We start from the raw sequence: 18,029 nt of genomic DNA on the forward strand, positions 1-18,029 counted from the left end.
CCTCACTCCGCTGCCACATACCCCGGCGGATGGCTGCCCGCATAGCGCCGGGCCAGCACGGCGCAGACCATCAGCTGGATCTGGTGGAACAGCATCAGGGGCAGGACGATCATGCCCACGGCGTGGCCGGCGAACAGCACGTTGGCCATGGGGATGCCGCTGACCAGGCTTTTCTTGGACCCGCAGAACACCACGGCGATCTCATCGGCCCGCGACAGGTGGAAGCGGCGGCTGATGACGGTGGTCAGCACCAGGATCAGGGCCAGCAGGCCGCCGTCGACCAGCACCACCTTCAGCAGGCTGGTCCCGTCCAGTTGGCGCCAGATGCCCTCGTTCACCGCGTGGCTGAAGGCGCCGTAGACCACCAGCAGGATGCTGGCCCGGTCCACCGGGCCCAGCACCTTCTTGTTGCGCGCCACCCACGCCCCGATGCGGGAACGCAGCAATTGGCCCAGCACGAAGGGCAGCAGCAGTTGCACGAAAACGGACGTCAGGGCGTCGGCCGAGAAGCCGGCGCCCGCCTTGCTGAGCAGCAGGCCCACCAGCACCGGCGTGATCACCATGCCCAGCAGGTTGCTGGCCGAGGCGCTGCAGATGGCCGCCGCCACGTTGCCGCCGGCGATGGAGGTGAAGGCGATGGACGACTGCACCGTGGACGGCAGGGTGCAGAGGAACAGCACGCCCAGGTACAGGTCGGGCGTCAGGATATCCAGGTTCACCAGGGGCTTCAGCGCCAGGCCCACCAAGGGGAACAGGGCGAAGGTGCACAGGGTGACCAGCAGGTGCAGCCGCCACTGCGTCAGCCCGCCGATCACCGCCTCCCGCGACAGCCGGGCGCCGTAAAGGAAGAACAGCAGGAAGACGGCGACGTCCGTGGCCCCGTTGGCCACGCCGATCATGGCGCCCCTGGCCGGCAGGAACGAGGCCAGCACCACCGTCCCCACCAGCAGCAGGGTGAAGGTGTCGGGCTTCAGGCGCGCCAGCCACAGCAGGACCGTGGAGGGCTTCCGGGAAGAGGGCATGGACGGGCCAGGAGCGGTTGTGGTGGGGGCGGTTGCGGCGGGGACGGACATGGGCTGACAACCTTGTATGGGCGACGGGTCGGGGGCAAGGGGCGGAGCAAGATGACGCACCATCATAAAGTGCTGGACGGTCCATCTTGAAGACTGCTTACAATTGTTATTGTGATCGTATTTATGAATGACCGTATCGTCGTTGGGGATGGAGCATGCTGGACACCGCGCTGTTGCGCACCTTCATGGAAGTGGCGCGCGCTCAAGGGTTTACCGAGGCCGGCCGCCGGCTGGGCCTGCGCCAGTCCACCGTCAGCCAGCAGATCGGCCGGCTGGAGGACGCGGTGGGCCGCCGCCTGTTCGTGCGCGACACCCACACCGTGCGCCTGACGGCGGATGGCGAGGCGCTGGTGGAATTCGCCCGCGGCATGCTGGAGCTGGAGGAGCGGGCGCGCCAGCACTTCGCCGGCGCCGACCTGCGCGGCCGGGTGCGGCTGGGCGCGGGGGAGGACTTCGTCATCTCCCACCTGTCGGACGTGCTGGCCGCCTTCGTGCGCCGCCACCCGGCGGTGGACCTGGAACTGACCGTGGGCCTCAGCGGCTTCCTCTATCAGAAGCTGGACGCGGGGGAACTGGACCTGGTGCTGGCCAAGCGCCGCCCTGGGGACACCCTGGGCCGCCCGCTGTGGCGCGACCGCTTCGTCTGGGCGGGGCGCGAGGGCGAGGTGCCGGACCCCGCCAAGCCCGTGCCGCTGGTGTTGTACACCCCGCCCAGCATCAGTCGCTCCGTGGCCTTGGAAGCCTTGGAACGCCACGGCCGCCCGTGGCGCATCGCCTGTGTCAGCGGCAGCCTCAGCGGTTTGCGCGCCGCGGCCTTGGCCGGCTTGGGCGTCACCGTCCAGCCGCGCGCCATGCTGCCCAGCGGCATGGCGGAGGTGCCGCACCTGCCACCCCTGGTGGACGTGGAATTCGTCCTGGCCGGCCCCGGCGCCACGGGGCGCGGCCCGGCGGCGGCCCTGGCCCAGGCCATCGTCGACAGTGCCGTGAGGTTGCAGGGGGCGGCGTGATCAGGCCGGCCCCAGCCACCCCCGGTAATGCACGATCAACCCCGCCAGCGGGTGGCTGAGGCGAACGTTGAAGCGGAAACGGTCGCCGTCCGGCGTGGGCGCCACCATCTCGCTGGCGTCGCTGCGCGGCGCCAGCCACAGGGGCAGGGGCAGGCCGAACAGGGTCCAGCGGCGCAACACCAGGGTGACGCCGTCGGCATCGGCCACCAGCGCCATGGCGAAGGCGGCGGGGCCGAAGCTCTCCACCACCAGATGCTCGTTGCGGCCCCGGCCCAGGCTTTGCCGGCTGGCGAAGCGGCGGCCGGCGAAGTCGCGCGCCCACAGCTCGCCGTCCCCTGCGGTGCGGCTCAGGGTGACGGTGACGGGCACGTCGGTGCCGCTGGGCGGAAAGCCCACCACCAGCGCGGCCAGGCGGGCCAGCGGGCTCCGCCCCCGGGTGACGGCGGCGCGGCCGCGCCAGGTGGCCGGTCCGTCGGCCGGCAGGGTATGAAGGGCGCGCCAGGCGGCGGGTTGCCGGTCCCAGGCCTCGCGCCCCATCACCTGGGCGAACAGGGCCGCCTCCGGTCCGGGGGTATCGCGCACGCCGGTGTGGATGTCGCGGGGGGCGAACAGGGGCTGGTAGTCCGCCAGATCCAGGTCGGTGACGGCGGCGCGGGCGCCCGGGGGCGGGGGTGATCCCGCCAACCAACGGCGCACCAGGGCAGCGGCCGGCATGGCGGGAACGTAGGGACCGTCGTCCCCCTCCGCCACCATGTGCCAGGACCGGCTGGCGGGCTGGTCCTGGGCGTCGCGGCCCGTGACCTCGACGACCATGCCGCCGCGATGTTCCCCCCAGCGGAAGATGCCGGCGCCCCAGTGGAACAGGGGCGCCAGAGGCAGCAGGCTGGGCAGTATCCTCAGCCGCACCAGCCAGGCCAGCGCGGTCATGATCCGGTGCACGCTTTCCGGCCGCGTGCCCGCCCCCACCCAGATGTCGCGCAAGCCCGGCCACAGGGGCGGCAGCACCCGCAGGTCCGGCACCTCCACCAGGGCGAAGCGGGTGTTGCGCAGGGGCAGGATGCCCGGTGGGGCGATGGTGCGGCGCCGCACCTCCGTCATGGCCTGGCCCTGGGTCCAGGCGCCGTCGCGCATCAGGGGCACGGGCCGCCCGGCATAGCTGGCGATGGCGCGCAGCACGTTGGCGCCCACCACGGCGTAGGGCGAGGGGGCGACCCCGGCCATGAGGGCCGTCACCGCCGTCCAGCCCTGGGTCAGATGGCGCGCCGCCGCCGCCGTCAGCACGGGGAAGCTGCTGACCCCCGACAGGACGGGAATGCCCCGGGCCCGGGCGGCCTCATCGAACGCCCCGATGCCCATGACGAAGTCGGCGCCGTCCGCCAGGTCCAAATAGGGCAGGCCCAGGTCCAGGCAGGCCTGGACCACGCGGTAGGGCGCGTCGCCGTAGACCTGGAAGGGGCCGGTGGCATCGATCACCAGGTCGGGCGCGGCGGCCGACAGTTGCGCCTTGAGATCACCGTCGCGGTCGAAGGCCAGGGGCAGCGGCACGGTGGCGCCACCCTGCTTCGCCAGGGCGCCACAGAAGGCGGCGGCCTTGTCCGCCGACCGGCCGGCGATGACCAGGGTCAGGCTCGGCTCGTTAGCCAGCAGGATGGCGATTCGGCCGCCGAAGGTGCCGTAGCCGCCAACGATCAGGACCCGCAAGCCAGGTTTGGACATCCGTGCACCCTCTTCCGGCGGCCCCGATGGAACCCCCTCAATCAAGGCACAGTCTGGCGTGGATGACAAACGGCGGTGGGGCGGCCGGGCGGCGCCCGGCGTGCGCGGTCACTCGCCGCCTTCCTTTTTCACAGGCTTTGCGCAATCGTGAGGGTAGCGGTCTGGCCGACAGGGCGGGCGCCCGATGGGGAATGGGGATTGGATGACGATGATGGATCGCCGCGCCATGCTGGCGGGGGCCATGGCGACGTTGGGCGGCGGGCTGGCCGCCGCACCGGTACGGGCGCGCAGTCGCGTCCCCGACGCCTCCTCTGGATCCCCTGCCGGTAAGCCTGTCGCGGAGGCTCCCATGCGTGCGCCTGTCATCAATTTCCTGGGCGGCTTCTCCAACCCCAACATCGAGGTGGACGCCGCGCTGGACCCGCAGTCGGCGGCGGCCCGGCTGCCGGACACCCCCCAGGCCAAGGTGGATGCCCGCGCCCTGGCCGATGTGCGCCAATCCGGCCTCACGGCCGTGAACCTCACCCTGGGGTACGTCGCCGGCCCCATGGATCCGTTCGAGTTCACGGTGCGCGACATCGGCCGATGGGACCGGCTGATCCGCCAGCATCCACAGGCGCTGCGCAAGGTCCACACCGCCGCCGACATCGTCGCGGCGCAGGCCCAGGGCCAGCTGGGCGTGATCTACGGCTTCCAGAACGCGGTGCAGCTGGGCGGCGATCTGGACCGGGTGGAGCTGTTCGCCGATCTCGGCGTGCGCATCATCCAGCTGACCTACAACCCCGCCAACCCGCTGGGCGCCGGTTCCATGGCACCCAACGCCGGCCTGACCGATTTCGGCCGCCAGGCGGTGGAGCGGTTGCAGGCCGCCCGGGTCATGGTCGATCTGTCGCACAGTGGCGAGAAGACCTGCCTGGACGCCCTGGCCGTGGCCAAGGGCCCCATCACCATCAGCCACACCGGCTGCCGCGCCGTGTGCGACCTGCCGCGCAACAAGACGGACGCGGAGCTGCGCGGCGTGGCCCAGGGTGGCGGCGTGGTCGGCATCTATTTCATGCCCTTCCTGACGCCGGACGGCCACGCCAAGGCCGAGGACGTGGTGCGCCATATTGAACACGCCCTGAACGTCTGTGGCGAGGACCACGTGGCCATCGGCACCGACGGCGACGTCACCGGCATCGACGACCTGGACCGCTACCGCGCCGTGCTGCGCGAGGAGATCCGGCAGCGCCGCGCCGCGGGCATCAGCGCCACGGGCGAGTCCGAGGACACCTATCCCTTCGTGGCCGACATGCGCGGCCCCGGCCAGTTCACCCACCTGGCCGACCTGCTGGCCAAGCGCGGCCACAAGCCCGCCCGCATCGATAAAATCCTGGGCGGCAACGTCCTGCGTTTCGCGCGGGACGTTTGGGGCGCGTGAGGGCACCACTCAACGGCGCCGCGGCCTTCCATCCCACGGCATAATGATTTTCACGCGGTGGGGCTTGTGTTCTGTATCGAGTGCTCTAATTTAACCGGAGCGAGCGATACAGAACCGCCATGCCTTGGCGTTGGGCGGTTCTTTCCGGATCTGGGGAGAGACCGCCATGGCGCGGCCGCGCGAGTTTGATGAGGTGACGGCGCTGCAGGCCGCCGTCGACGGGTTCTGGTCCCAGGGCTATGGCGCCGCCAGCACCCGGGATCTGGCGGCGCGCATGGGGCTGACCACGGCCAGCTTCTACAACGCCTTTGGCGACAAGCGCGGCTTGTTCATGAAGGCGCTGGACCAGTATCTGAGCGGGACGCTGAGCCAGCGCATCGCGCGGCTGGACCGGTTGCCGCCACGCCAGGCGGTGGCCGGCTACCTGGCCGATGTCGTCGAACGCTCCCTGGGCGATCCGCAGCGGCGGGGCTGCATGCTGATCAACGCCGCGCTGGACGTCACGGCCCAAGACCCGGACATCCGCGAGGAGGTGGCTGGCGGCCTGGGTGAAATCCGCGCCTTTTTCCTGCGCCACCTGCGTGCGGGCCAGGCCGACGGCACCATATCGCCCGCCCAGCCGGCGGAAGACTTGTCCCAGCTGTTCCTGAGCGTGGTGGTGGCCATGCGCGTCATGGCGCGCCTGCACGCCGACCGTGACCAGCTGGAGGGCATGGCCCGCCCGGCCCTGGCCCTGCTGGACCCCTGAGAGTGGCCCCCCCCGAGAACCCCAACATTCGCCCGTCCCGCGAGGTATCCGATGATCGAGCTGTACTACTGGCCCACCCCCAATGGCCACAAGATCACCCTGTTCCTGGAAGAGGCGGGGCTGGACTACACCATCCATCCCGTGGACATCAGCGCCGGCGACCAGTTCAAACCGGACTTCCTGGCCTTTTCCCCCAACAACCGCATGCCGGCCATCATCGATACCGCGCCGGCCGATGGGGGTGAGGCCATCACCGTGTTCGAAAGCGGCGCCATCCTGCTGTATCTGGCGGACAAGACCGGCCGCTTCATCCCCGCCGATGTGCGCGGCCGCAAGACCGTGACGGAATGGCTGTTCTGGCAGATGGGCGGCCTGGGGCCCATGGCCGGGCAGAACCACCACTTCGTGCAGTACGCGCCGGAACGCATCCCCTATGCCATGACCCGCTATGTCAATGAGACCAACCGCCTGTACGGCGTGCTGAACCGCCGCCTGGCGGGGCGGACCTTCGTGGCGGGCGACGACTATTCCATCGCCGACATGGCGATCTATCCCTGGATCGTCCCGTGGCAGCGCCAGCAGCAGAACCTGGACGACTTCCCCGACCTGAAGCGCTGGTTCGAGGCCGTGGCCGCCCGCCCCGCCACCATCCGCGCCTATGCCAAGGGCGAGCCCCTGCGCAACCGCCCCACGGTGACGGAGGAGGGGAAGAAGATCCTGTTCGGCCAGACGGCCAATAATTCACCCACCATCAAATAAGGCTTGGCCGTTCAAGGCCGGCCGCAGCAAAGGCAGTTCATCCCATGTCCACCTCCACCACCGGGGACGGCGCCGTCCCCCGGAACGCCCCCGGCTTGTCCGCCGCGTCCTGGATGGCCGCCATCGCCGGGCTCAGCGGCAGCTTGGTCGCCGTCGGCCTGGCGCGCTTCGCCTACACACCCCTGATTCCGCCGCTGATCGCCGCCCGCTGGTTCGCGGCCGGCGACGTGGTGACCCTGGGGGCGGCCAACTTCGCCGGCTACCTGGCGGGGGCGCTGCTGGGCCGGCCCCTGGCGGCGGGCCTGACCAGCCGCTGGACCCTGCGCCTGATGATGCTGGCGGTCACCGTCGCCTTCTTCGCCTGCGCCTTTCCCCTGTCGGTCGGCTGGTTCTTCGTCTGGCGCTTCCTGTCCGGACTGGCCGGCGGCGCCATCATGGTGCTGGTGGCAACATCCATCCTGCCGCACATCCCGCCGGCCAGGCGCGGCCTGGTCAGCGGCATCATCTTCGTCGGCCTGGGGCTGGGCATCGCCGCGTCGGGCACCGTGGTGCCGGCCCTGCTGCGCCTTGGCCTGGTGCAGGCCTGGATGGGACTGGGCGGCCTGGCGCTGCTGCTGACGGCCGTCAGCTGGTTCGGCTGGCCGGCGAGTGACCTGCCCGCCCCCGTCGCGACAGCGGCTGAGGCGGCGGGTGGGCGCACCGGCGGCATCCTGCGCGTGCTCTACGCCGAATACGCCCTGAACGCCCTGGGCCTGGTGCCGGTCATGGTGCTGCTGGTCGACTATATCGCGCGCAGTCTGGGCCGGGGCGCGGATGTCGGTGCGCTCTACTGGGTATTGTACGGCGTGGCGGCCATCGCCGGTCCCCTGGCCAGCGGTTCGCTGGCTGACCGTATCGGGGCTGGAGCGGCTTACCGCCTGTCGCTGGCCGCGCAAGCGGCGGCCGTGGCCCTGCTGGCCGTGAGCGGCCACCCCGTCGCCCTCGCCATGGCCACCATCGTCCTGGGCCTTTTCACAACCGGCATCGTGCCTCTGGTCCTGGGTCGAATCCGCGAGCTGCTGCCCCACAGCCATAAGCTGCAGCAGGCGGCATGGAGCCGCGCCACGACCGCCTTCGCCCTGTTCCAGGCGCTGGCCGGCTACGGCTATTCCTACCTGTTCAACCACAGCGGCCAGGATTACGCCCTGATCTTCCTCTGTGGCGCGGTCGCCCTGGTGGTGGCCCTTGTCGCGGATACCGCGGCGGCGCTGGGTGGGCGAAAATAACTCAAGCCCGGGGCAGGGTCACCTCAAACACCGCCCCGCCGCCTTCCGGCGCGTCGCCCAGGCGGATGTCGCCGCCGTGGGAGCGCAGCAGGGATTGCACGATGTGCAGGCCCATGCCGGTGCCGCCGCTGTCCCGCCGGGTGGTGAAGAAGGCGTCGAACACCCGGTCGCGGTTGGCGGGGGAGATGCCGTGGCCGTTGTCGGCCACGGTGACCACCACCGCCCAGTCGCGGAAGGCGACGGCGATGTCCAGCGCGGTGGCGCCGTGGCGGCCGGCGTTGTCCGCCAGGTGGCCGAACAGGATCATCACGTTCTCCGCCGACATGGCGACGGCGGCGTCCTCCCCGCCGGCGGTCAGCGCCAGGCCGGGGAACTGGGCCGCCAGCTCGGGCCAGACGGCGGCCAGGCTGGTGCGTCCGCCGCGTACCGGGTTGTCCGCCTGGGCCAGGTCGCGCAGCCGCTGCACCAGGGCCGTCAGGCGGCGGGTGTCGGCCAGGATGTTGCCCAGGAAGCGCCGGCGCTGGCTGGCGTCCATGGCCGCCTCGCCGTCTATGTCGTCGTGCAGCAGCTCCGCCGCCCCTTGGATGCCGGTCAGGGGCGACTTCAGCTCGTGGCTGACATGGGCGGCGAAGGTGGTGATGTAGCGCGACCGGTCGGACAGGCGCTGCGCCATGTCGTGGAAGCTTTGCGACAGCAGGGCGATTTCCCGGGTGCCGTAGTGTGGGGCGTCGGCCGGCCCCTCATCCAGGGCGCGGGTGCCCAGTTCCCGCGTCTGGCGCACCAGCTGGTGGATGGGGCGGGTGATGGTGCGAGAGAAGACGAAAGCGATGATGAGGATGACGGCCAGGATGCAGCCGCCGGCCAGGGCCACCTTGCGCCGTTCCCCGTACAGATGGCGGAAGATGTTGTTGGGCGTGCGCGAGGCGTAGATGACCCCCGCCACCCGATCACCGTCTTGGGTATGGGCGATGACGGGCAGGGCCACGAACACCCGCACGCCCGTCCCCCGGCTCATGGAATAGAGCGGCGGCGGCTCATGCTGCGACCGGCGGACGCGCAGGACGGCGTGGTATTGCCCGGCCAAGGCGCCCGCCACCTCCGGCACGTCGGCCAGGGACAGGCCCACCTCCTCCGTCCCCGCCAGGATGGTGCCGTTGAAGTCCAGCACCCGCACGCCGGCCAGCATCTGGTCCTGCGCCCGCCGGGCGATGGCGTAGATTTGGTTGCCGATGACCTGCAGGGCCGGGTCCACGGCGGCGGTGGCCGGCGCGGCCGCCGGCCGGGCGCCCAGCACGTCGTCGCCCGTCAGGTCCAGCGCCGGCTCGATGGGGTGGAACCGTTCCTCCGGCGCCAGGGGCGTCACCAGGGTGGACGACAGGGCCGGTGGCGGGTCCAGCCGCTCCACCGCGTCGGCGTAGGCGGCGGCCAGCACGCTGGCCTGGGCGATCAGCTCCGCCTCCGTCTGGCGCACCAGCTGGTTCTCATAGAGGCGGAAGAAGAACAGGCCGGCCAGGGGCAGGGCCGCGACGGCCAGCAGGACCGCCACCACGATCATGCCCAGCGAGGGGCGCCATTTGGCGCGGACGCGCAACGGCGTCACGGTGGGGTCGCCGCCGTGCAGGCGCCCAGGCGGAAGCCCACGCCATGCACCGTCTCCACCGCGTCCTCGCAGCCTGCGGCCTGGAACTTGGCGCGGATGTTGCGCACGTGGCTGTCGATGGTCCGGTCGGAGACATGGATGTTGTCGGGGTAGGCGGCGTCCATCAGCTGGTTGCGGCTGAACACCACCGCCGGTCGGCTGGCCAGGGTCTTCACCATCATGAATTCGCGCGCGGTCAAGCCCAGTTCGCGGCCCGCGACAGTGGCGCGGTGGCCGGCGCTGTCCAGCGTCAGGGCGCCCCGGATCAAGGGTGGCGCGTCCTCTTGCGGCGTCGCGACCACGGGCGCCCCCCGGGCGCGGCGCAGGATGACGTTGACGCGGGCCACCAGTTCGCGCGGGCTGAAGGGCTTGGTGACGTAGTCGTCGCCGCCCATCTCCAGCCCCAGCACGCGATCGATCTCCTCATCCCGGGCGGACAGGAACAGGATGGGCACGTCGGAGGCGCGGCGCAGGCGGCGGCAGACTTCCAGCCCGTCCATCTCTGGCATGCCCACGTCCAGCACCACCAGGCTGGGCGGGTTGCGGGTGGCCAGATCCAGGGCGTCCACGCCGTTGCCGGCCCATTCCGCCGCCATGCCCGCCTTTTCCAGGGCGAAGCACAGGACGTCGCGGATATGGGGATCGTCGTCGACGACAAGGATGCGGTGCATGACACTCATCATTACTGACCTTCATGATCGATACCATCTGGATGGGCCGCCAGATAGTCCTTCAGGCGCTGGTCGCGCAGGGTCCAGCCGCGCCAGTCGGTGCGGCGGGACAGAAAGCGCTGGGCCAGGACACCGCGCAGGGCCTCAACGGTCGCGCCGGAAACATCGCCAGCGTCGGCCCCGCTGTGCAGTGGCAGGGCGATGTAGTGATCCAGCGCCGGGATGGCCTGCGGTCCCAGCCGGCCCAGATAGGTCCAGTCCAGCTCGGGGCCGCCGCCCGCCGCCTCCCGGCAATGATCCACATTGTAGGTGGCGATCAGGGCGGGGATGTTGACCCAGGCGGCGCCGTACAGCAGGGCCACCGCCGCCGCCAGGTTGGCGCCCACCAGCCAGCGGTTGGACCGCCCCAGCGCCATGCGCGCCAGGATCAGCCCCAGGCCAACCGCCACCAGGATCATCCACAGGAAGGCGGCGACGCGCAGCCCGGTCAGGGAATAGGCCTCCACATAGGTCGCCAAGCGCATCATGGCCGACAGCACCAGCAGGATGTTCTGCGCGATCCAGGCGACGATCAGGCCGCGAACGGTGCCGGTCACCGGCGGACGCTCCAGCGCCACCAGCACGAACAGGGCGGCCAGCAGGGCGGTCAAGACCAGGGGATAGGCCCCCTGATGGGCATAGGCGGCGTGGGTCACGCCCTCCGGCAGCCGGTGGCCGGTCCATAGATAGTAAATGTCCAGGGCCGACTGCAGGGCGAACAGGGCGTTGAACAGGACCAGCGCCCGCATCACCGTCGCCGGCGACAGCAACAGGGCCAGCACCGGATTATCCCGCCCTTCACCGCCTCCCGTTTGGGCCGACGCCGGGGCGGGGCCGGTCAGGCCGGTGACCGTGACGAAGGGCCACAGCAGGGGCAGGGCCACCATCCAGAAAACGATGCGGCCGGCGTCGATGCCCTTCAGGAAGGCCAGCGGCAGCCGGTCCACCCACAGGGTCAGCACCGGATTGGCGGTGGTGAACAGCAGGCAGAAGACCAGGCCCAGGCCGAAGGGCAGGGCCCAGCGGGCGGCGGCGGCGATGACGGCCCGGCGCCGCACATGATCCACGCCCCACTCCAGGGCCGCCAGGCTGTCACGCCATAGCCGCCATGGGCCCAGTGCCAGCATGGCGCCCACGGACCGCGCCCGGCCACCCAGGCCGGGCGGCCAGCGCTCCGTCAGGTGCAGCAGGCTGGCCGCCACGGCGGGCAAGGCCAGCAGCAGCGACAGGGGTGTCACGGCGTTGGCCAGCAGCGCCAGCGCGGCCACCAGCGCCGCCGCCGCCGGAACCCAGCGCGCGGCGCCGCCGGCCGGCGGATTCAGGGCCAGCGATCCGCCGCACAGCAGGGCCAGGAACGCGGGCAGGGTGATGCCCAGCGGCGCGTTGTAGAACAGCGCGGTGGCCAGGGTCGCCAGGCCGACCAGGACCATGCCGGCAGGCCAATCGGGACTGGACAAGCGGGGGGCGTCGCCGCCGGGCGTAGCACCGGCGGTCGTGATGGGGGTGGTGTCGGTCATGGGGCCGCGGTGTTCCTGGGCTTGAAGGGCAGGATGACGGCCGTGGGGCCCCAGGATCCCGGGCGTGGGTTCGCCGCCAGCCACCAGCCGTCGCGCAGGACGCAGGGCGGCAGGATGGCGGGCGTGGGGTTCAGGGGTGGGGTTCCGGCGGGTGTCATGCCGCCGTTATGCGACGCGACCGTGCAGCCCTGCGGGCGCCGGTCAGCAGATATCCAGCGTCTTTTGTGCAGATTTTGTGCAGGCGGACGTCCAGGGCCCGCCGCCTTACTTCGCCTTGATGGTCACCGTCAGGGTGTCGGTGTAGTGGCCGGCGATGGTCTTGGCGTTGCCGGCGATGGTCACGGCCAGGGCGGCCGTCTTGGCGAAGGTGGCCTTGGACCGCGTGACGGAAACGCTGCCGCTGCCGTTGCCGGTGGTGCCGTCATATATGGTGGTGAAGGTGACGGTGTTCTTGCCCGACTGCAGTTTGCCGTTGTTGGCGGAGTTGACCGTGATGGTGTAGCCCTTGGCGTCGTTGCAGTTCTCAACCACGCTGCCCACCTGGCGTTTGTTCTCGCCGCCCACCACATCCAGGGCGACGCCCAGGTCGGTGACGTCCACGGTGCAGGCGGTGGCGACGGTGGCCTTCAGGCCAATGGTGTTCTTGGTGCTGGCGGCGCGGGCCGGCGCGGTGGCGGCGGTCCATGCCAGGCAGCCCAGCATCAGGGCTGTCAGCAGGCGGGTCATGAAGAGGTCCTCGGTTCCTGTGGCTTGAAGCCCGTTTTGGCAATGGTTAAAGCAAGGACCGGGCCAGATGCGACGGATGGCCGCGTGCGGTGCGGTAATTAAGGAATTAATTAGGGATGGCGGTTCGGCCTATCCCCCTGAAAAGGCGAAGATAATGCGTTATGCAACAGAAACGTCCGGCACTTTTGTCGTCAGATTTGCAAACAGTATTGCATATCGCAGCGCTCTTGCCGGGGGCCGGGCATGAGCTGGCGCCTATGGCAAGACCGGGCCGGCCGCTTTTCCTGGCTGATGACGGTGGTGCTGGCGGGCTTGTGCCTGCCCATGGCCCTCACCGCCTATGACGCCGCCGTGGGGCAGCTGGGCCCCCGGCCCTACAACGCCTTCATCCACCAGGTGGGCGTGTGGACCTTCCGCTTCCTGCTGCTGTCGCTGTTGGTGACACCGCTGGCGCGCATCGCCCGCTGGCCGGCGCTGGTGACCGTGCGTCGGCGCATCGGCGTGGCCGCCTGCCTTTACGCCGTGGTGCACCTGGGCGGCTACGCCGCCGACCAGTCGCTCGACATCCTGCACATCGCGTCCGAAATCGCGCGCCGCATCTACCTCACCATCGGGTTCGTGGCGCTGCTGGGCCTGGTGGCGTTGGGCGTCACCTCCACCGACGGCATGATCAAGCGGTTGGGCGGCCCGCGCTGGCGCCGGCTGCACGCCCTGGTCTACCCCATCGCCATCCTGGGCCTGATCCACTATTTCCTGCAGGAAAAGGCCGATGTGACGGTGCCCACCCTGATGGCCGGCTGGCTGGCGTGGTTGTTGGCCTACCGCCTGCTGAACCGCGTGCTGCCCGACGGGCAGGCGCAGTCCGTCCCCGTGCTGCTGGGGCTCAGCGTCCTGGCGGCCGTGGGCACGGCGGGGGCGGAGGCGCTGGGCTTCTGGGCCGTTCGCCATCTGCCGCCGGACCTGATCCTGCAGGCCAACCTCAGCTTCGACTGGGACGCGGGCATCCGCCCCGCCTGGTACGTCCTGGCCGGCGGCCTGGGCCTGACCTGCGCCTCGGTCGCGGGCGATCTGAAGCAGCGGGCGCGCCGGCTGGCGCGGGCCTAGGCTTCAGCCCTTCAGCCCGCGCCCCTCGGCCAGGGTGACGAAGTTCACCAGGTTGGCGTCGCGCCAATGCTTGGTGCGGCGCAATTCGTTCTGCGCCTTCACCAGCAGGGTGGTGATCAGGGCCATTTCGGCGCCGGTCATGGGGGTGGCGTCGCGCAGGCGGTCGGTGGCCGTCTGCACCAGCCCCTGGTCCAGCAGGGTCATGCTTTCGCGCAAATCCGCACCCACGGCCTGGGACAGTTCCGCCGCGCGCACCGCCTGGCCCAGCCGCTCGCGGCTGTCGCCGGCCTCGGTGCGGGAGAAGGCGGCGCGGTAGGCGTCCGTCAGATCCTCCACCAGCCGGTCGCGGAAATCGCTGTAGCGGGTGCCCCAGTGCAGGCTGCGCGTCAGGGTGTTGCGCCAGCGCATGGTGTAGCCCAGCGCCCAGGCCAGGGCGGCGTGATCCAGCGCCACCCGGCCCTTGGCATGGGCGGTGACCGACACGCGCATGGACAGATAGGGGTAGAGCGCGCCCTCCACCTTCTTGATCATGGTGTCCAGGTTGCCGTGGGCCAGGCTGGCCTCACGCCCGTCGCGCAGCAGGTCGAATTCGTCGAACAGGGTCAGCAGGTCGTCCAGATAGACCAGTTCCCGTTCCAGCAGCTCCCGCCGTTCGGAGGCGACGACCAGGGGGCGGCGGGCCACCTCGCCGGCGCCGGCCAGGGCGCCCAGCTCGTCGGCCAGCACCTGGCAGGTGCGGGCCAGATGGCGCACCAGGGCCGACAGCAGCACCGGCTGCCAGTCGGTGGGGCCCTGCACCAGGAAACCGCTCATCTGCCGGTAAGCGCGGTGGCGGTTCAGCAGCACCAGGGGCATCAGCAAGGACAGCTGGTTGGCCTGGGCCGCCGGCACGTTCGGCGCCTGGAAGGACAGCACGGCGGCGGCGCCATCGGCCCCGCCGTTGTCGTCGTTGCCGCTCAGGCTCATGACCAGGCGGGAATAGGGACCGCCGTTTTCCAGCAGCACGTACAGCAGCGACAGGTCGGCCAGCACCAGGGGGCGGGGCACGACGCCAAGGTTCTTGCGCGCGGCTTCCGTCCGGCGCCAGGCGTTCATCGCCTCCAGCAGATCCTTGGTGGCGGCCTTGTCCTGCAGGGTCTGGCCCAGGCGCGCGGCGGCTGCCACGCGCAGCTCCTCGCGCAGGGCCAGGGCCTTGGGCGTGCGCAGCACCACGAACAGCGGCTGTTCCTGGGCCAGGGCCGACAGCGTCTCGTCCACCGAGCGGCTCAGCGGCGCCAGCGGCTTGGCCGCCAGGGCGGACCACAGGCCACCCACGTCCAGCGGGTGGATGCTGCCGGGGCAGTGGAACTCTTCCCGCAGCAGCCAGGGATCGCTGGTCAGGAAGGGCTCGAACAGCTGGGTGAACTGGCGGCGGGCGTGGGCCTGGCGCTGGGCGTTCAGCTTCTGGATCAGGGCGCGGCGCACCACCGCCCGGCTCTGGTCGGGGCTGGAGTCGACCTCCTCGAACAGCTTGCGCGCGGCCTCGGGCGACAGCCGGTCCACCAGGTCGGTCAGCGTGCGGGCGCGATCCTCCTCCGCCGGGGTCATGCCCTGCCCCGAAGGCCGCTGCGGCAGGCCGTGCTCAACCCCATGCTTCCAACCCCATAGCCCATGCGCCGACGCCGTCCATTGTGAACCCCGGATATTTCCGGCAGGTAAACAAACATCCCCCAAGGTAATACGCCCCTGCCCCCGTGGCCGACAATTATCTTAAAGGTTCGAAACCTTGATTACGCCTGCGGCATTGCGCGACGCGGCGCCACCCGGGCAGATTTGACGGCGATGCAGAATGGGAGCCTGGCATGGCGGTGATGGAGACAGATTTCGACGCGATCGTGGTGGGCGCGGGGGCCGTGGGCCTGGCCTGCGGCCGGGCCCTGGCCCTGCGCGGCCTGACCATCGCGGTGTTGGAGGCGGAGGACGCCATCGGCCAGGGCGTGTCGTCGCGCAATTCCGAGGTGGCGCACGGGGGGCTCTACTACCCCACCGGCTCGCTGCGGGCGCGGTTCTGCGTCGCCGGCCGGCGCATGCTCTATCCTTTCCTGGATGCCCATGGCGTCACCTATGACAAGTGCGGCAAGCTGGTGGTGGCGACGGACGAGGCGGAATTGCCCCGGCTGGAGGCCATCCTGCGGCAGGCCCGGATCAACGATGTGGAGGGCATGCGCTGGCTGAGCGCCGCCGAGGTGCACGCGCTGGAACCGGATCTGCGCGCGGTGGCCGGCCTGCTGTCGCCCGAAAGCGGAATCTTCGACAGTCACGGCTATATGGTGGCGTTGCGGGGGGAGATCGAGGGACGTGGCGGCGCCGTCGTCACCGGCACGCCGGTCCTGGGGGCGACGCCCTTGGGGGCCGCGTCGTTGGATGGGGGCGGCTTCACCGTGCGCACCGGCGGGCGCGATCCCGCCACCGTCACCACCCGCCTGCTGGTGACGGCGCCCGGCTTGGCGGCGCAGGATGTGGCGGCGGGTATCGAGGGCTTTCCCGCCGACCTTATCCCCCAGGCCCATTACGGCAAGGGCAGCTATTTCGCGCTCAACGGCCGGGCGCCGTTCAAGCGCCTGGTCTACCCACCGCCGATCCCCGGCGCCCTGGGCGTGCATTACCGTCGCGACCTGGGCGGCCAGGCACGCTTCGGCCCCGACCTGGAATACGTGGAGGCACCCGACTATCGCGTGGATCCGAACCGCGCTGACGGCTTCTACCGCGATATCCGGCGTTTCTGGCCGGGCCTGCCCGACGGCGCCCTGGTGCCGGACTATGTCGGTGTACGGCCCAAAATCCACTGGACCGGGGGAGGCGCAGCCCGACTTCCGCCTGGACGGGGCGTCGGTCCACGGCCTGCCGGGCCTGGTGGCCCTGTTCGGCATCGAAAGCCCGGGCCTGACCTCCTCCATGGCCATCGGCGAGGCCGTGGCGGACCTGCTGGGCGCCTGAAAAAGGGGCGGCCCCCTCGAGGAAGCCGCCGCCGCGCCGGCCTTCAGACCGTCAACGCCCTCCGGGCGCGGTTGCCGCTGAACCCGACACCAACCAGCGCCAGCAGGGCGGCGATGCCGCTGGCGATGCCCAAGCTCAAGAAGGCGCTGAACACGTCGCCGAATTGGTGTGACAGGGCGGTGACGACGAAGGCGCTGAGGAACTGACCGATGGAGAACACGCCCTGCCACAGGCCGGTGGCCCGGCCGCGGATCTCGAAGGCCAGGCCGCGCAGGGCCCAGGTCAGCAGAGTGGGAAGGATCATGCCGCAACCGAACTGGTTCAGCGCCACGGAGGCCAACAGCCAGCCGTGGGCCGTGGTCAGCGCCATGCCGGTGAAGCCCACTCCGCAGATGGCGAATTCGATCAGCAGCAGCACCGCCACCGGCAGGCGGGCCGCCCGCTGAAAGACGATGGTGCCCACCGGCACGCCCAGGCTGGCCACCGCCGTCATTCCACCGATGGTGGCGGGGTCGGTGATGCCGCGGTTGGTCAGGGCCAAGGCCAAGTCCACCTGCACGGTGTAGAAAAGGACGGAGGCGAAGACGGTGATGGCGCAGATGCCGCCCAGCCGCGCCCAGGGGAAGGCCACGCCCTGGTGCGCCTCCGGGTGCTGGATGACGTCCTCGGTCTCCTCCGGTTCCCAGGTGAAGAAATGGACGCCGGCCAGCAGCAGCAGGCTGCTGGCGTAGATGGCGAAGGGGGCCCGCCAGCTGATGGCGCCCAGGGCGCCGCCGACGATGAACAGCGCCACGGCGGACATCGACGCCACGGCGGTCTGCAGCGCCAGCCACTTCTCCCGGGCGGGGCCCTTGAAATAGTCGCCGATCAGGGTGGTGGTCAGGGTCATGACGGCGGCCTCGGTCACACCCACCACCACGCGGCTGGCCAGGATGGCCCAGAAATTGTCCAGCACCAGGGGGGCGACGCCGCAGACGGCGTACAGCAGCATGGACAGCATCAGCAGGCGGCGCCGGCCGAAACGGTCGGCCAGCCAGCCGGCGGGGGCGGAGAACAGGGCGACGCACAGCGCCGGCGTCGTCAGGATCATGGGCACCCAGTAATCCGCCTGGGGCATGTCCTTGAAGTGTTCCAGCATCTGCGGCAGCACGGGCGCCAGCACGATGACGCCCATCACCGACATGGTGCAAGGCAGCAGCAGCGCCAGGCCCTGTGCCAGGCCGGCCGTCCTCTTCTTGGAAGTCACGTTCAATAACCCTTCCTGGGGGACGGGCCATTGCCTCCCGTCCGTTGTCCTCCTGCCACGGTTGGGGTGGGCTGTTCCCGCCGGCCTCCGAACCATGCCGCCTGTAAATTAAGGGCAGGGGAC

At 70.5% G+C, this 18,029-nt stretch carries 15 protein-coding genes and 1 pseudogene; 7 read left to right on the forward strand and 9 right to left on the reverse strand.

Going from position 1 to position 18,029, the window contains the following annotated elements:
* Positions 1–2: 2 nt before the first annotated feature.
* Positions 3–1,022, reverse strand: a complete 1,020-nt coding sequence (locus UAA55_RS04005) for a bile acid:sodium symporter family protein (RefSeq protein ID WP_322951369.1) — start codon at positions 1,020–1,022, stop codon at positions 3–5.
* 206 nt (positions 1,023–1,228) lie between these two features.
* Between UAA55_RS04005 and UAA55_RS04010 the strand changes: the two genes are divergently transcribed.
* On the forward strand, positions 1,229–2,080 hold the full coding sequence (locus UAA55_RS04010) for a LysR substrate-binding domain-containing protein (RefSeq protein WP_322951370.1): 852 nt from the start codon (positions 1,229–1,231) through the stop codon (positions 2,078–2,080).
* On the opposite strand, the gene UAA55_RS04015 is transcribed toward UAA55_RS04010, so the two are convergent.
* The gene (locus UAA55_RS04015; protein WP_322951371.1) at positions 2,081–3,796 is read right to left on the reverse strand and encodes a DUF4166 domain-containing protein; all 1,716 of its coding nucleotides are present in this window, start codon (positions 3,794–3,796) and stop codon (positions 2,081–2,083) included.
* Between the two features lie 349 nt (positions 3,797–4,145).
* On the opposite strand from UAA55_RS04015, the gene UAA55_RS04020 reads away from it, so the two are divergent.
* From UAA55_RS04020 to UAA55_RS04035, 4 genes are all read left to right on the forward strand, one after another.
* On the forward strand, positions 4,146–5,216 hold the full coding sequence (locus tag UAA55_RS04020) for a dipeptidase (RefSeq protein WP_322951372.1): 1,071 nt from the start codon (positions 4,146–4,148) through the stop codon (positions 5,214–5,216).
* Between the two features lie 166 nt (positions 5,217–5,382).
* Positions 5,383–5,964 (forward strand): TetR/AcrR family transcriptional regulator, encoded by a 582-nt coding sequence (locus UAA55_RS04025; RefSeq protein ID WP_322951373.1) that lies wholly within the window; start codon positions 5,383–5,385, stop codon positions 5,962–5,964.
* 51 nt (positions 5,965–6,015) lie between these two features.
* Positions 6,016–6,723, forward strand: a complete 708-nt coding sequence (locus UAA55_RS04030; protein WP_277906097.1) for a glutathione binding-like protein — start codon at positions 6,016–6,018, stop codon at positions 6,721–6,723.
* Positions 6,724–6,767: 44 nt separating this feature from the next.
* The gene (locus UAA55_RS04035; protein WP_322951374.1) at positions 6,768–7,988 is read left to right on the forward strand and encodes a YbfB/YjiJ family MFS transporter; all 1,221 of its coding nucleotides are present in this window, start codon (positions 6,768–6,770) and stop codon (positions 7,986–7,988) included.
* Between the two features lies 1 nt (position 7,989).
* Here the strand turns inward: UAA55_RS04035 and UAA55_RS04040 are convergent, their stop codons facing one another.
* The 5 genes from UAA55_RS04040 to UAA55_RS04060 all read right to left on the reverse strand — a co-directional run bounded on the left by UAA55_RS04040 (position 7,990) and on the right by UAA55_RS04060 (position 12,580).
* On the reverse strand, positions 7,990–9,588 hold the full coding sequence (locus UAA55_RS04040) for a sensor histidine kinase (RefSeq protein WP_322951375.1): 1,599 nt from the start codon (positions 9,586–9,588) through the stop codon (positions 7,990–7,992).
* Entirely contained in the window at positions 9,585–10,298 is a 714-nt protein-coding gene (locus UAA55_RS04045) for a response regulator transcription factor (protein WP_322951376.1), read from the reverse strand. Before UAA55_RS04045 ends, UAA55_RS04040 begins: the two co-directional genes overlap by 4 nt.
* A gap of 11 nt (positions 10,299–10,309) precedes the next feature.
* Positions 10,310–11,854, reverse strand: a complete 1,545-nt coding sequence (locus UAA55_RS04050) for a DUF4153 domain-containing protein (protein ID WP_322951377.1) — start codon at positions 11,852–11,854, stop codon at positions 10,310–10,312.
* Positions 11,851–12,012, reverse strand: coding sequence for a hypothetical protein (locus UAA55_RS04055; RefSeq protein ID WP_322951378.1), 162 nt, complete (start codon positions 12,010–12,012; stop codon positions 11,851–11,853). Before UAA55_RS04055 ends, UAA55_RS04050 begins: the two co-directional genes overlap by 4 nt.
* A 106-nt stretch (positions 12,013–12,118) precedes the next feature.
* The gene (locus UAA55_RS04060) at positions 12,119–12,580 is read right to left on the reverse strand and encodes a hypothetical protein (protein WP_322951379.1); all 462 of its coding nucleotides are present in this window, start codon (positions 12,578–12,580) and stop codon (positions 12,119–12,121) included.
* Between the two features lie 243 nt (positions 12,581–12,823).
* Between UAA55_RS04060 and UAA55_RS04065 the strand changes: the two genes are divergently transcribed.
* Positions 12,824–13,684, forward strand: coding sequence for a protein-methionine-sulfoxide reductase heme-binding subunit MsrQ (locus UAA55_RS04065; protein ID WP_322951380.1), 861 nt, complete (start codon positions 12,824–12,826; stop codon positions 13,682–13,684).
* 3 nt (positions 13,685–13,687) lie between these two features.
* Here the strand turns inward: UAA55_RS04065 and UAA55_RS04070 are convergent, their stop codons facing one another.
* Positions 13,688–15,271, reverse strand: a complete 1,584-nt coding sequence (locus UAA55_RS04070; RefSeq protein WP_322951381.1) for a hypothetical protein — start codon at positions 15,269–15,271, stop codon at positions 13,688–13,690.
* 254 nt (positions 15,272–15,525) lie between these two features.
* Here UAA55_RS04070 and UAA55_RS04075 point away from each other — a divergent pair, with 254 nt between their 5' ends.
* Positions 15,526–16,866 carry an NAD(P)/FAD-dependent oxidoreductase gene (locus UAA55_RS04075; protein ID WP_322951382.1) on the forward strand — a complete coding sequence of 447 codons (1,341 nt, stop codon included), beginning with the start codon at positions 15,526–15,528 and terminating at the stop codon, positions 16,864–16,866.
* 74 nt (positions 16,867–16,940) lie between these two features.
* On the opposite strand, the pseudogene UAA55_RS04080 reads toward UAA55_RS04075, so the two are convergent.
* A pseudogene (locus UAA55_RS04080) lies at positions 16,941–18,002 on the reverse strand (MFS transporter); the annotation flags it as partial.
* Positions 18,003–18,029 lie beyond the last annotated feature (27 nt).

The organism is Nitrospirillum guanabarense (genome assembly GCF_034653355.1).
Classification (GTDB): Bacteria; Pseudomonadota; Alphaproteobacteria; order Azospirillales; family Azospirillaceae; genus Nitrospirillum.